The organism is Acidobacteriota bacterium (assembly GCA_018001935.1).
In the GTDB taxonomy this organism is placed as follows: Bacteria; Acidobacteriota; JAAYUB01; order JAAYUB01; family JAAYUB01; genus JAGNHB01.
This window is the reverse complement of record JAGNHB010000047.1, coordinates 30,981-45,383: the sequence shown is the minus strand read 5'-3', so window position 1 is coordinate 45,383 and position 14,403 is coordinate 30,981. Positions and strand designations below refer to the sequence as shown.

11 protein-coding genes, 1 other RNA gene and 1 pseudogene are annotated in these 14,403 nt (G+C 67.2%); 1 reads left to right on the top strand and 12 read right to left on the bottom strand.

Translation table 11 applies throughout. From position 1 onward, the window contains the following. Positions 1–109: 109 nt before the first annotated feature. The 12 genes and pseudogenes from KA419_15765 to KA419_15710 all read right to left on the bottom strand — a co-directional run bounded on the left by KA419_15765 (position 110) and on the right by KA419_15710 (position 13,120). The gene (locus KA419_15765) at positions 110–2,461 is read right to left on the bottom strand and encodes a hypothetical protein (protein ID MBP7867390.1); all 2,352 of its coding nucleotides are present in this window, start codon (positions 2,459–2,461) and stop codon (positions 110–112) included. A 50-nt stretch (positions 2,462–2,511) separates the two neighbouring features. Next, positions 2,512–4,092: a ribonuclease Y gene (gene rny, locus KA419_15760; protein MBP7867389.1), complete on the bottom strand. Its 1,581-nt coding sequence runs from the start codon at positions 4,090–4,092 to the stop codon at positions 2,512–2,514. 137 nt (positions 4,093–4,229) lie between these two features. After that, positions 4,230–4,405: non-coding RNA, 6S RNA (gene ssrS, locus KA419_15755), on the bottom strand. A gap of 34 nt (positions 4,406–4,439) precedes the next feature. Beyond that, positions 4,440–4,688, bottom strand: a pseudogene (locus KA419_15750) (cell division protein ZapA). A 26-nt stretch (positions 4,689–4,714) separates the two neighbouring features. Then, positions 4,715–4,978, bottom strand: a complete 264-nt coding sequence (locus tag KA419_15745; GenBank protein MBP7867388.1) for a hypothetical protein — start codon at positions 4,976–4,978, stop codon at positions 4,715–4,717. A 15-nt stretch (positions 4,979–4,993) separates the two neighbouring features. Then, positions 4,994–7,048 carry a phenylalanine--tRNA ligase subunit beta gene (locus tag KA419_15740; protein ID MBP7867387.1) on the bottom strand — a complete coding sequence of 685 codons (2,055 nt, stop codon included), beginning with the start codon at positions 7,046–7,048 and terminating at the stop codon, positions 4,994–4,996. A gap of 9 nt (positions 7,049–7,057) precedes the next feature. Next, the gene (pheS, locus tag KA419_15735) at positions 7,058–8,089 is read right to left on the bottom strand and encodes a phenylalanine--tRNA ligase subunit alpha (protein MBP7867386.1); all 1,032 of its coding nucleotides are present in this window, start codon (positions 8,087–8,089) and stop codon (positions 7,058–7,060) included. 70 nt (positions 8,090–8,159) lie between these two features. Further along, positions 8,160–8,510 (bottom strand): 50S ribosomal protein L20, encoded by a 351-nt coding sequence (gene rplT / locus KA419_15730; protein ID MBP7867385.1) that lies wholly within the window; start codon positions 8,508–8,510, stop codon positions 8,160–8,162. 21 nt (positions 8,511–8,531) lie between these two features. Then, entirely contained in the window at positions 8,532–8,726 is a 195-nt protein-coding gene (gene rpmI, locus KA419_15725; protein ID MBP7867384.1) for a 50S ribosomal protein L35, read from the bottom strand. A gap of 294 nt (positions 8,727–9,020) precedes the next feature. After that, positions 9,021–9,620, bottom strand: coding sequence for a response regulator (locus KA419_15720; protein ID MBP7867383.1), 600 nt, complete (start codon positions 9,618–9,620; stop codon positions 9,021–9,023). Positions 9,621–9,755: 135 nt separating this feature from the next. After that, positions 9,756–11,288 (bottom strand): radical SAM protein, encoded by a 1,533-nt coding sequence (locus tag KA419_15715; protein MBP7867382.1) that lies wholly within the window; start codon positions 11,286–11,288, stop codon positions 9,756–9,758. Then, positions 11,288–13,120, bottom strand: coding sequence for a carboxypeptidase regulatory-like domain-containing protein (locus KA419_15710; GenBank protein ID MBP7867381.1), 1,833 nt, complete (start codon positions 13,118–13,120; stop codon positions 11,288–11,290). Before KA419_15710 ends, KA419_15715 begins: the two co-directional genes overlap by 1 nt. Positions 13,121–13,279: 159 nt before the next feature. Here KA419_15710 and KA419_15705 point away from each other — a divergent pair, with 159 nt between their 5' ends. Beyond that, positions 13,280–14,395, top strand: coding sequence for a DUF3298 domain-containing protein (locus tag KA419_15705; GenBank protein ID MBP7867380.1), 1,116 nt, complete (start codon positions 13,280–13,282; stop codon positions 14,393–14,395). Positions 14,396–14,403 lie beyond the last annotated feature (8 nt).

Sequence of the window (14,403 nt, the reverse complement as noted above, 5' to 3'; positions counted from 1 at the left end):
CCTTTCTATAGAATAAGGCCTTCTTTAGAGGCCGGGCTATAGAGTTTATTACCGCCTCTCCGCGGATGGGGCTGGCCCAATCCCTGACCGTTGCTCTTGGCCTTCTTCCTCACCGGTGCGGAGACCCCGCGATCGACGGCGGCCCCCCGGGCATCAGACGCCCCTGGATCCGGGCCGCCAGGCGCAGTTCCTCCTCCATGGCGCTGCGGGCCCGGAGACGGCGGATCTCCACCCGGCGCACCCCGAAAAGGAGGGCCCCCGCCAGAAGCAGGAGGGCCCCGCGGAACCACCACGTGGTCCAGTACGGCGGCCGGATCTCGAAGTGAACGCTGGCGGGACCGAGGCTCCAGACCCCTTCCGGGTTGCGGGCCATGACCCGGAACGTGTAGCTCCCCGGGGGCAGGAACGGGATCGTGACGACCCGGTGCCGGGTCTGGATCCAATGCTCCGACAAGCCTTCCAGGGTGTAGCGGTAGACCACGCTCTCGGGGGCGCTGTGGTGGATCCCGATGTACTCGAAGCGCAGGTTGTTCTGGTCGTGCCGCAGGGACTCACCATCCCGGAGGGTGTACCCGTTCTCCATCAGTCTCACGGACGTCACGGACACGAGGGGCGGGGTTCGGTTCACCCCGTCGGCGCGGGGCTCGAAGCAGGTCAACCCGGCCACCGTGCCGATCCAGATCCTGCCCCGGCGGTCCCTGAGGCAGGCGCCGAGGTTCACCTCGGAGGAGGCCAGGCCGTCCTCGTAGCGGTAAACCTTGAAGGCGTGCCCGTCGAAGCGGTTCAGGCCGCCGTTGGTGCCGACGTACACCACCCCCCCGTGGTGAACCGTGAAGTAGGCGAAGTCGTTGGACAGGCCGTGGGTGTGGTTCCAGACCCTGAAGCTCTCCCCGTCCCTCCGGCAGATCCCGCCCCCGAAGGTGGTGATCCACAAGCGCCCGTCGGGCCCCTCGGAGAAGGAGGTGACCCGGTTGTCCGGGAGTCCCTCGCGGGTCGTGAAGTTCCGCCAGGACCGCCCGTCGAAGACGGCGGCCCCGTTGTGGTTCCCCGCCCACACCCGCCCCCCCCGGTCGGTGTGGAGGGCGTTGATCACCTGCCGCCCGAACAGGGGGTTCGGCGGCGGCGCCGACCAGCGGCTGCCGTCCAGGATTCCCAGCCCGCGGTCGGTGGCCACCCAGACCCGCCCCGACCGGTCTTCCGCGAGGGCCCGCACCACCAGCCCCGGCAGCCCGTCGGCGGGGCGCAGCCGGGTCCAACGCTTCCCCTCCAGGCAGGCCAGGCCGCCCGAGGTGCCGACCCACAGCCGCCCGCGGGAGTCCCGCAGGAAGCACCGGACCGCGGTCCGGCGAATCCAGTCCGGGCTTTCCCAGGGGCGCCACTTCTCCCCGTCACAGGTGGAGATCCCCCCCGAGTTGCACCCCAGGAGGAGCGTTTCCCCGTCGGGCTCCTCGTGGATGGCCCAGACCATGCCGTCGGGGAGACCGTCCCGCGGGGTGAAATTGATGAATTGCATCCCCTTGAGCCGGGAGAGCCCCGAGATGGACCCGAACCAGTAGTTGCCCTCCCGGTCCTGGTCCATGCACAGGATGTCGTCGCTGAGGAGGCCTTCGTCACGGGTGAAGCGGACCACGCCGCCCGGCAGAAGGCCCGCGGCGCCCGACCCCCGGCTCGTCACCCAAACATTCCCGCCGGCGTCGAGGCGGAGGGAGGTCAACTGGTCGACCCCGGCCGCCCGGAGGGCGTCAACCGGTGACCAGGCGCCGTTCTCGAGGACCGCCGCCCCGTCGTCGGGCGAGATCGCCCACAGGCGTCCCCGCCGGTCGAACAGGAGGCCATTGACGCTGCCCAGGGGCAGACCGTCCCGGCGGCCGGTGAATGACCACCCGCCTTCCCCGAGCCGGCCGACGCCCTGCCCCGCCGTCCCGCACCAGACTTCCCCGCCGGGGCCGACGGCGAGGGAGAGGGCCCCGGCCCCCCGCCGCTCCCCGGGGAAGGGCAATGCCGCCCAACCCCGGGCGTCCCGGCGGAGCAGCCCGGCCGGGGTGGCGGCCCAGATCGCCCCGCCGGGGGTTTCCACGAGGGCGCGAACCTCCCCGCCGGCCCCTTCCCGGGCGAGCTGCCGGGACCAACGGGCCCCGTCGAAGCGGTGGAGACCGTCTTCCGCCGTGCCGGCCCAGACGCCCCCGAGACGGTCCTCGAGCAGGCAGACCACCCGCGACGGCGTGAGGCCGCTCTCCCGGCCGAAGGTCTCGAAATCGAAACCGTCGAAGCGGCAGACGCCGCTCTGGGTGCCGAACCAGAAGAAACCCCGCCGGTCCTGCAGCATGCAGAGGATGGAGGATTGGGGAAGCCCGTTCTCCACGGTGTAGTTGCGGAGCGGGTAGGTGTGGGCCCTCGCCGGCCCGGCCGGGAGGGCGATGAGGATGAAGAGAACCGTCAGGTGGAAGACCCGCTTGTCCATCCCCGTTTGATGGCGGGAACGGACACGCGTTTCAAATTTACTTCAACCGCCTATTTTGCGTACTCGATGAAACGGCGCTCCCGGATCACGGTCACCTTGATCTGCCCGGGGTACTGCAGCTCGTTTTCGATCTTCTTCGTCAGGTCCTTGGCCAGCCAGAACGCCTGCTCGTCGCTGATTTTGTCGTTCTCCACCAGGACGCGGATCTCGCGCCCCGCCTGGAGGGCGTAGGCCTTGGCCACGCCGGTGAAGGAGTCGGCGATGTTCTCCAGCTTCTCCAGGCGCTTGATGTAGGATTCCAGGATCTCTCGCCGGGCCCCCGGGCGGGCAGCCGAGATGGCGTCGGCCGCCTGGACCAGGACTGCTTCCACGGACTGGAAGTCGATGTCGAAGTGGTGAGCCTCGATGCAGTGCAGCACGTCGGGCGCCTCGCCGTACTTCCGCGCGAGTTCGACCCCCAGCTGGGTGTGGGTGCCTTCCACCTCCCGGTCCACCGCCTTGCCGATGTCGTGGATCAGGGCGGCCCGGCGGGCGGTGTTGACGTTGGCCCCGATCTCCTGGGCCATGATGGCCGCCATGTGGGCGACCTCCTTCGCGTGCTGCAGGACGTTCTGCCCGTAGCTGGAACGGTACTGCAGGCGGCCCAGGAGCTTGAGGACCTCGGGGTTGAAGTCGTGGATGTTCATCTCGAAGGCGGCCTGTTCGCCGATCTCCTGGATCTTCTGCTCCATCTCGGCCTTGACCTTCTCCACCACCTCCTCGATGCGGGCGGGGTGGATGCGGCCGTCGGTGATGAGGCGCTCGATGGCGATCTTGGCGATTTCCCGCCGGTAGGGGTCGTACCCCGAGAGGATCACCGCCTCGGGGGTGTCGTCCACGATGAGGTCGATCCCCGTGGCGATCTCGAGGGCGCGGATGTTGCGCCCCTCGCGGCCGATGATGCGTCCCTTCATCTCGTCGCTGGGAAGGTCCACCACGGAGACGGTGGTCTCCACCACGTGGTCCGCCGCGCAGCGCTGGATGGCGGTGGAGATCACCTTCCGGGCGCTGTTGTTGGCCCGGAGCTTGGCCTCGTCCTCGATCTCCTTGACCTTCCCCACCGCTTCTTTGCGGGTCTCCTCCAGCATGGCGTCCAGCAGGGTCTGCTTGGCCTCCTCGCGGGACATCCCGGAAATCTCCTCCAGCCTTTCCTTCTGAGAGCGGACGACTTCCTTGATCTCGAGCTCCTGCTCCTTCAGCCGGACCTCCCGGGAGATCAGCTGGTTCTCCTTGGTGCTCTGATCCTTCTCCTTGCGGGAGAGCTGATCCTCCCGCCGGGCGATGTTCTTCTCCCGCCCGATCAGGTTGTTCTCGAACCCCATCAATTCCTTGCGCTTTTCCTTCGAATCCTGTTCAAACTCCTCTTTCAGTTTGAAAATCTCGTCCTTCGCCTCGTGGATCTTCTCTTTCTTGATCTGCTCGGATTCCCGTTTCCCCTTTTCCAGCGTTTCGGCGGCCTCGCGCTTGGCCTTCTCCAGCATCTCGCGGATGAAACGGGATTTCACCACGTAATACGCGCCGATGCAGGCGCCCCCCGCCGCCAGGATGAACACGACGGACAAGATCAATTCGGTGCCCAGTAGCACGACCATGGCCCATTCTCCTTTCGGTATATTTCAAAGACCGCACGGTCCCGATTCCCGGATCGCGTCGCAACGCACCGGGCGCGTTCGCCCGGCATCAGGCATAGATGCATTCTTCGGGGATGAGAGATCGGCAGGTTCGGAAATAAGGTCCCGCAACGCCGCGGGGCGGTTCGGATTGGCCTGGGGTCACCAGGTGGGGGCCCTGTCAGGCGCTTCAGGCTTCCTTCCCGCGGAAGGCATGCACACCGCGCTGAACTGCGGACCCCCGTTTCTGAAACGTAGGCTCAAGGAAATCACCCCACGAGCGTTGCAGGATCAAAGGATTCCGAGGCCTTGTCCGTCAACTGATCCAGCATCCGGATCATCTCCGTGCTCTTTCGGCCAATGAGGGCGTCCAGTTCACGGAAACGGTTGCGTAACCGGAAGTAGTCGTCCGCGATCTGCAGGGCGGTCAGCACGGCCAGGCGGTGGGAGTCGACGACGCTTCCCGCCCGCTGGATCTCGCGCATCTTCTCCTCGACGTAGGTCCCGAGCTTGAGCATGTAAGCCTCGTCCTCCGTCCCCTGGATCGCGTATTGATGATTGAGTATCCTGATCAGCATCCGTTCCGGCCTCGATATCTTCAGATTCACCGTTCCAGCCCGGCCAGTTCCTCCTGAATCCCGGCCAGTTCCTGCAGGACGGCATCCCTTTCCCGACGAACCTCATCCACGATGGATTGCAAGTCACGGCAGCGTTCCTCCAGGGAACGCGCCCTTCCGTTTGCCTTTCGGATCTCCTCCTCCAACTGATGATTGCGCTTCAGCATATGATTGAACAGCGCGCTCACCCGGAAGATCTTGTCTTCGAGGTGCGCGAGCCTTTCCTTGCTGACGGTCTCGATCTCCTCCATCACGTCCCCGCCCGCTCAACGGACTTCGATTCCCGCCGATCGTTTCAGGGCTTCGGTCAAACGGTTGCGCAGCGCGTCCGCTTCCGCGTCGGTGAGCGTCCCGTCACACCGCTGGAATACGACGCGAACCGTCATGGCGTACCTTCCGGCCGGGATCTCTTTCCCACGATAGATTTCGACGGCATCCATGCGGGTGAGTTCCCCGGCTTTCACACTCTCCGCAACTGCTTTTATTTTACTGAAAGGCACGGCGTTGTCAACGGTAAAGGAAATGTCCCGGGACACGGGCGGGAACCGGGGCACGGGGGTGAAGGCGAACGGCCGGTCCACGGACTCGAAGAGGGGCTCCAGGAGGAACTCCCCGACGAAGACGCTCTGGCGGAACTTCCACGCCGCAGCCACGCGCTCGTCCAGCCGCCCCAGGAACCCGACGGTTTTCCCCCGGACCTGGAGGGCGGCGCGGCTCCCCGCCTGGAGGAAATCCCCCGGGCTTTCCTCCAGGGGCACGATCCGCGCATCGACGGCGTTGAGCCCCTCGAGCAGGGTCTCCACCATCCCCTTGAGGTGGAAAAAGCCGTAGGGCGCCCCCGGGGGCATCGTCCAGTGCGGGGGAAGGGCGTGCCCGAAGGCCCCGACGGCCAACCGGAGGCTCTCCCGGGGCCCGTCGGTCGCCATGGCGTAAACGTCCGCCGTCTCGAACAGCCGGACGTCACGGTTGAAATTGTTCTCGTTGAACTTGAGGGCGTTGAGCAGGCGGTACGTCAGGTTCGTGCGAAGGGCCGGCTCCGCCTCGTCTCCCGGGTTGTCCAGGAAGATGGCCTCCCCCGCGCGGAAGAAGTCGAAAACCCCGTCCTTGTGCGGGTCGACGAAGGAGCTGGAGGTGATCTCCTGGTACCCTCCCGCCACCAGCAGCTTCCGGAGCGTGTCCCGGTCGCGGGCGAAGCGCCGCTCCACGGGGTTCCCCTCCATCCCCGGCAATGCGGACCGGACCCGGTCGTAACCGTAGAACCGCGCCACCTCCTCGATCACATCGACCTCCTGGGTGACGTCGGGTCGGTGCGAGGGGGCGACGACCGACCAGCCGGCCCCGTCGCGGTCCACGCGGAAACCGAGCCGCGGGAGGAGATCCTCGACGAAGCCGTCCTCGACCGGGGCGCCGATGAGGCTCACCATGCGCCGGCGCCGGAGCGGGATGGCCCGGGGGATCGCCGGGCGCGGGTGCGCGTCGAGGAGGGGGGACGCCGGTTCCCCGCCCGCCAGGCGGAGCACCAGCCAGGCGGCGCGCAGCAGGGCGCGCGGCGGGACTTCCGGGTCGGCCCCCCGCTCGAAGCGGTAGGACGCCTCCGTCCCGAGGCCGAGGGCCCGGGCGGTGCGCCGGACGGAGGAAGGCTCGAACCAGGCGCTCTCCAGGAGGATGTCGCGGGTCTGGGCGTCCACCTCGGAGTCGGCCCCGCCCATGACGCCGGCCAGGGCCACCGGCAGGGCGGCGTCCGCGATGACCAGCATGTTCGGAGTCAGCTTCCGCTGCTGGCCGTCGAGGGTCGTGAGGGTCTCGCCGTCCCGGGCCCGGCGCACCACGATCCGGCCCTCCCGCAGCTTCCGGTGGTCGAAGGCGTGCAGGGGGTGCCCCATTTCCAGGAGCACGAAGTTGGTGATGTCCACCACGTTGTTGATGGATCGCTGGCCCACGGCCTCCAGGCGGTCCCGGAGCCAGGCGGGGGAGGGTCCCACCCGCAGGCCCCGGATCACCATCCCGCAGTACCGGGCACAGAGGTCGGGAGCGTCGATCCGGATGTCCACGGGGACCAGGGGCTGCTCCGGGATCCCCTCCACGACGGCCCGGGGCGGGCGGAGCGGCTCCCGGTACCGGGCGGCGACGTCCCGGGCGATCCCCAGGTGGCTGAGGCCGTCGGGACGGTTCGCGGTGATGTCGATGTCGAAGACCCGGTCCTCACCCGAAGGCTCCACGGCGTCCACCGGGAGGCCGAGCATGGAAAGGTCCCGGGCCAGCGCCTCCGGGGTCTCGTCGAAACAGACCAGGTCCTTGAGCCAGTTCATGCTGATTTTCATGTTCTTCCCTCACCGGTGGAACTGCGACAGGAACCGCACGTCGTTCTCCCAGAGCATGCGGATGTCGGGGATGCCGTACTTGAGCAGGGCCACCCGGTCCACCCCCATTCCGAAAGCGAAGCCGGTCCACCGCTCGGGGTCGAGGCCGCAGTTGGCGAAGACGTTCGGGTGCACCATCCCGGCGCCGAGGATCTCGATCCAGCCGCTGCCCTTGCAGATCCGGCAGCCGGTGCCGCCGCAGAAGATGCAGGAGATGTCCACCTCCGCCCCCGGCTCGACGAAGGGGAAGAAGCTGGGGCGGAGGCGCACCCGGGTCCCGGGCGAGAAGCACTCGGACGCGAAGCGCTCGAGGGTCCCCTTGAGGTGGGCCAGGGAGACGTCCTCGCCCACCACGAGCCCCTCCACCTGGTGGAAAATGGGGAAGTGGGTGGCGTCCGGGGCGTCGTTGCGGTAGACCTTTCCGGGCGCGATCAGCTTCAGGGGCGGGGGCACGTTCTGCATGGTCCGGATCTGGACCGGCGACGTGTGGGTGCGGAGCAGCCAGCGCCCCTTGCCGAGGAAAAAGGTGTCCTGGCTGTCCCGGGCCGGGTGGTCGTCCGGGAAGTTCAGGGCCCCGAAGTTGAAGAAATCCGTCTCGATCTCCGGCCCCTCGGCCACCGCGTAGCCCATGGCCCGGAAGATGCCGACGATCTCGGCCTCGGTCTTCTTGATGGGGTGCAGGGTCCCCGGGTAGGGCCGGACACCCGGCAGGGTCACATCGACGCGCTCGGCCTCGGAACGCTTCCGAAGGGCCCGCTCCCGGATGTCGGCCTCGAGTTCGGACAGCGCCCCCTCCACTTCGCGCTTGAGGGTGTTCACGTCGATGCCGAATCGGGGGCGCTCGGCGGGGTCGATGTCCCGGATCCGCTTGAGCTGCTGGGTCAGGATCCCGCGCTCGCGGGAGAGGTACTGCTCCCGCAGCGCCTGGTAGGAGGCGTCGTCCGAAACGCCCCGGCACGCATCCCGAAATGTGTCCAGAATGGTCTGAAGGTCCTCCCGCATGATGGCTCCCTCAAATAAAAACGGCTGGGAATCCGCATTCCCAGCCGGTGAAAATCGTAAATTGTACGTTTCACGCCTGCTGGGCGACGGTTGCCAGCTGGGCGAACGCTTCCGGGTTGGCCACGGCCAGTTCGGCGAGCACTTTCCGGTCGATGGTCACGCCGGCCTTCTTGAGCCCGCTCATGAAGCGGCTGTAGGACAGGCCGTGCTCCCGGACGGCGGCGTTGATGCGGACGATCCAGAGCCCGCGGAACTCCCGCTTCTTGGCCCGGCGATCGCGGTAGGCGTACGCCAGGGCGCGCTCCACCGTCTCCTTGGCGGTGCGGTACAGACGCCCCCGGGCCCCGATATATCCCTTGGCGAGCCCAAGGATCTTCTTCCGGCGCTGCAGTTTCTTGTTGCCTCTCTTGACTCTCGGCATGTCAGTCTCCTTGATTCGATCTTACAGCAGGAGCATTTCCCGGGCGCGGCCGGTGTCCGCCTTGGAGATCAGCGTGGCGTGGCGGAGGTTGCGCTTGCGTTTCCGGGTCTTCTTGGTGAGGATGTGGCTCTTGAAGGCGTGACCGCGAACGATCTTGCCCGACGCGGTGACTTTCATCCGTTTCGCGGCACCTTTCTTGGTTTTCAGTTTCTGCACCTTCGTTCTCCTTTTCTCGATCCCCTTCCGGGCTTGCGAACCGGTTCCGGGAAGCCCGAAAGAATTGGTTATTATACGGAATGGTCGTCGGTTGTCAACGACAAATATCAAAAAAAGTGAGGGAATTCCCGACGCGGGGCGTCCCGGCGCCGGCGGCCGCGAACGACCCCGGGGCCGGGGCAAGGCCCGCCTCCCCGGGGAGAGGGCACCGGCCCCGAAAACAGGACGCCTTGCCGCGAGGGGCCGCGGCAAGGCGAAACCACGGGCGCGGCCCCGCGGGGCCGGGAAACCTTGTCAGAGCTGCTCGAAGAAAACGCCGATGCGCACGCCGAGCGCGCAGGAGATCTTGTACAGGGTCGACACCGAAGCGGAGGTCTTGGCCAGCTCGATCTGCGAGATCAGGCTGACGGAGAGCCCCGTCCGGTTGGCCAGCTGCTTGAGGGTCATGGCCTTGTCCTTGCGGATGGTCCGGATCTTGGAACCGATCTCCTTGTTCACGTGGGAGTCGGGCGCCATCACCAGGCCCTTGTCCCGGATGGCGTTGCGGATGAGTTCGCGGAATTCCTTGGCGGAACAGGGCTTCTTGATGTAGTCGTACGCCTGGCACTTCATGGTGGCCACGGCGGTGTCCACCGACGGGTAACCGGTGTAGACGATCACGCAGATGTCCTTGTCCCAGTCCCGGATCTGCTTGAGCAGCTCGTCGCCGAACTGCCCGGGCATCCGGAGGTCCAGGATGACGATCTGGTAGACCTTGTTCTTCAACTCCTCGAGGACCAGCGACGGGTCCGCGATGGACTTGACCTCGTATCCCTCCTTGGTCAGCAGCGTATCCAGGAATTCCCTCACGTCCGGATCGTCATCGACCACCATGATCTGCACTTTCTTCTGCATGCCATTTCACCTTTGGTTAAATTCCCGATGGGCTCGGGTCGCCGTCAACAATTCTAATTCTACGATGCAAATTACAACATTGCAAGAGGGAAATGCAAAAATAGTAGAATTTCTTAATCCTTATTTGACCGGTATTTACAAATACTGAAGCGCCCGGGTCGCCCGGTCTTTCCACTTGCGGGCCTCGCGCCGGTTTCCGGAGGCCGCCAGGAAATCGCTGAGGGCGAGCAGGCCGACGGGGTTGGAGGGGTCCTCGTCCACGATGTCCCGCCAGGCACGCTCGGCCAGGTCCGGCCGCCGGCGGGAAACCCAGTACCGCCCGAGGTCCATCCGGGCGGAAAAACAGTTCCCCGTCGCGGCCAGGTGGGCCCGGATCTCGGGGAGGGTGAAGGCATTGTGGCGGGAGGCGGCGTCGGCGGCCCGCACCAGGGTGTCATACAACCGGAGCGCCGCAGGGTCCCGGCGGACCAGGAGACGTTCCGTATCGCCCGAGAGGTAGTCCGCGGGAGAGACGGCCCCCCGTTTCTCCGCCTGCCGGGCCAGGGCCGTCCCGGGGTACAGGCAGAGCGGGGAGACGACCGCGTCCTGGAGTTTTCCCCGGCGGAACAGGTCCAGGTCCCCTTCCAGGTCCGCCTCCGCCTGGCCCGGGATCCCGGTGATGAAGTAGGCCGACGTCCGGACCCCGCAGTCCCGGCAGTCCCGGAGCAGGTCGGAGACGCCCCCCGGCGGGAGCGGCTTGCCCAGCAGGCGCTGCAGGGGGGGCGCGGTGGTCTCGATCCCGAACTGGATCTGCTCGCACCCGGCGCGCTTGAGGGCGAGGAGGGTGTCCCGGTCGAGCCCCTCCGCCCGCGACTGGCAGTTCCAGAGAAAGCGCAGCTTCCGCTCGCCGAGGACCCGGCACCACGCGCGAACCCGGCCGGGATCCGCCGAGAAGGAGTCGTCCCGGAAACTGAAGTAGACCAGGCCGTGTTCCCGCTGGAGGGCCCGGATCTCGTCGGCGAGGGGCCCCGGCGACCGGAAGCGGGTCTGCCGGCGCCAGATGGCGGGGGAGTTGCAGAAGGTGCAGGTCCCGGGGCACCCCCGGGACGCCACCACGAAGGGGAATTGCTCCCGGGGGGCAACGCCCTCGAGCCGGCTGAACCGGCGCGGGGAATAGCAGGGGTCGATGTCCGCCAACAGCGGCGGGAGCGGCTCCCGGTGAATCCGGTCCCCGTCGCGGCGGGTCAGCCCGGGGATTCCGTGCCAGGCCCTCTCGCCGCGAAAGACCCTCTCCGCGAGGGCAAGGAGCGGGACCTCCCCCTCGCCGCGGACCGAGAGGTCCAGGGCGGGGATCCGCTCGAGGAGGAGGGCATCCAGGTGCGTCGCCTGGGCCCCGCCCCCGACGATGACGGCATCGGGAACAACCTTCCGGGCGAGCCGGTACAGTTTCTCGCAGGCGGCGTGGTTGAACGTGAAGTGGGAGACCCCCACCACGCGAGGCTGGTGCTGCCGGATCAGCGCCTCCACCCGCGGCCACGGCATGCCGCAGAGGTTGGCCAGGAGCGAGGGGAACCCCCGGTCCTGGAGGTACCCGTGAAGGCAGAAGAGGCCCGAAGGAACGATCCGGGCGTAGGGGTCCCCCGCGTCCCGGTCGTCGCAGCGGTAGCAGAGGAGTACCGGTCTTTCCATCAGGGGCTTGGAAGGCGGAAGTCGGCGCGAACCGCCTGGTTCGGGATCACCTGGACCTGCTGGTTCATGGTCTGCATCCGGTTGTTGGCCTTCGGGTTCGCCCAGAGGATGTACACCATGTACCGCCCCTCGTTGAGCCCGGTGAAGGTGAACCGGCCGTCCGCCGACGTGATCGCCTTGGGGAGGTTGGAGAAGGAGGCGTCTCCCACCGGCCGGGCGTAAGCCGTCACGCCCACCCGTGGGCGCCCCTGGGAATCGGTGACCCGACCCTCGATGGTCCCGGACTTGTCCAGGATCACGGCGATGTTCAGGGATCCCCCCGCCGCCAGCTGGATGTTCTCCTTCCGGTTGGTGAGGTAACCCGGGGACGCGGTTTCCAGGGTCACCACCCCCGGCGGGAGGCCGCTGGACTGGAAGAAGCCGGTCTCGTTCGAGGCGGCGGTCTGGGAGGCGGTCCGCCCCGCCTTCGAGCGGCAGGTGATGACAATCCGGGCCCGGGCGACCGGGGTCCCGGCACGGTCCGTCACCTGCCCCGCGATCAGGCCCCCGCGGTCGATGACGAAGGCCACCGCCTGCTCGAGGCGTTCCGAGACCTTGACGGCCCGGGGCTCGGGCATGACGAATTTCTTGTCCTGGGAGGAGATGAAGATCTTGTACTCCCCCTCGTCCAGGTTTTCCAGCACGAACCGGCCGTCGGGGTCCACGGACCGCCGGAAGTACTGGTCCTTGCCGGCACCGGCCGTCATCTGCACGACGGCCGTCAGGTCTTCCGGGACCGGCTCGCCGGTGCTGGTCTTCACCGTCCCGAGAATCCGGGCGCCGGACTTGAGGGTGATCTCGACGTAGTTCCGCTTCCCGATCTCCACGTTCACCGCCGGCCCCGCCCGCTCGTAACTCCCGTCCAGCATCAGCGTGAGTTGCTGCCGCCCGGCCTGGATTCCGGCCAACTCGAAGTAGCCGTTGCGGTCCGTCATGGCGGAGGCGGTCCCGATCCGGCCCGAGCTCGGCGCGGTCGAGATCCGGACGCTCGGGACCGGCTCCCGGTGCTCGTTCCGCACGTAGCCCACCAGGCCGGCACCCGGCTCGAGGGTGAACACCAGGTCGTTGACCCTGTCGCCTTCCTTCACGGACAGGTCCTTGTACTCCGAAGGGACGTAGCCGTCGGAACGCGCCGCAACCTGGTAGCGGTCGGCCGGGACGCCCTGCATCTCGAAGGAGCCGGTCTCGGTGGTCCTGCAGACGATCCGGAACCGGGGGGAGACGAGGTAGACCACCGCCGGGAAGATCCGAATCCCTTCCGCGTCCACCACGGACCCGGCCACGGAAGCCGTCCCCTTCAGCTGGACGTCGCGGATGACCATGGTCCCCGGTTTCACCGGGAGGGTTTCCCTCACCGGCCCGCAGATGAAGTGGTATGTCTGCGGGTCGATGTTGTGGAAGATGAAGTATCCGTTCTTGTCGGAGTACACCTTGGAGGTGGAGTAGAAGTGGGTGGGCTGGTAGACGGCCGAGGACGGGATGATCTCGACCGCCATGCCCGGAAGCCCCCGGCCTGTCCGGTCCAGGATGTGGCCGGCGATGGCGCCCTTGTCGGGGTCGTTGTACCGCTCCACGCGGTAGGTCGAGCCCTGGGGCGCCAGGGCTAGGATGTCGCGGTCCAGCATCTCGCCGGACGGGGCGTTTCCCGCACCGCCGGTTTCCCCGCTTTCGGCCGCCGGCAGGTCGAGCGAAGCGCCAGGGTCTACGGCAGGACGCCTCGACTTCACCCAGACCCCGACCAGCACCAGGGCCACCACGACCGGCAGAATGACGGCCAGCATCTTTCGATTCATACCCACCTCTCGCGGCCATTGTAACCGAGACGGCCCCGGCGATTCAACCCGTTGCGCGGCCCGCGGGCAAATCCCCGTTGCCGCTCGGACCCGGATACGGTATAATGCGCCGAAGGTGCCGAAAGACGGCCGGAAATCCTCGCACGGGAAAGAACCGACATGACGCCCCGCACACTCCCCCTTCGATGCCTCCTCGTCGTCGCCGGCCTCGCCGGCCTCACGGCCACGGTACCGGCCGGGAAACCCAAGCCGGTCCCGCTGTCGGTGACCGGGACGGCGTGGGAGGGCACCCTGGGCAAAAACCGGATCCAGGCGCGCCTGACCCTGGATGCACCTTCCCCCTCGGGTTGGTACTGGACGGAAATCGAACCCGCCGGGGAGGAGACCGCTCCCGGGACCAGCTGCGGCGAACCCGTCAAGCTGACCGTGAAAAAGGCGGACGGGGAGCTGGTGATGACGGAAAGCGACGCCCAGGGGAACCCCACGGGCATCTTCACCGGGACCCGCGGCGAGAAGGGGGTTATCTCCGGGAACTGGTCGCGGGAGGCCGGCGGCCGGAAGGTCCCCTTCGTCCTGCGCCCCCTGGAGAACGCCCCCCCGCACTTCACCCTGAAGTCGGCCGTGATCGAGGACCACCAGGATCGCCGCGCCCTGTACGACCTGAAGGTGGAGGTCCCCCGGATGTCCTGCCCGACCCGGCCGGCCATGGAGCGGGAGTTCAACGAGCAGGTCGAGACCCTCGCCTCCGCCGGTCTGGACGGCGTCCGGACGGCATTCGAAGAGGCTTACGCCGCCATCCGGCAGTACGACTCCCACAAGAACCTGACGAGCGTCGGGACCCGCAGCCAGTACCTCGTCTCCTACCGCATCGCGTACACCTCTCCCCGGCACGTCGCCCTCCACTTCACGGTGTTCCGCTACGAGATGGGGGCTGCGCACCCGCAGACGAATTCCCTCACCCTGAACTTCGACCTCGCGTCCCTCGCCCCGGTGGCGCTCCCCGACCTGTTCACCCCGGGGTCCCCCTGGCTGAAAACGCTATCCGCCTTCTGCCGGGAAGACCTGCTCGGGACCCTCGAGGACGCGGACGAGGGGTGGGTCAAGGAAGGAACGTCCCTTGACGAGGACAATTTCAAGCGGTTCCTGGTCCTCGGGGACGGCCTGCTGATCCTGTTCGACGCCTACCAGGTGGCCTGTCACGCCGCGGGCGCCCAGGAGGTGAAGGTCCCTTACACCGCCTTCAAAGGCGCCTTGCGGGCCGATTTCAAGCCATGACAAGCCGG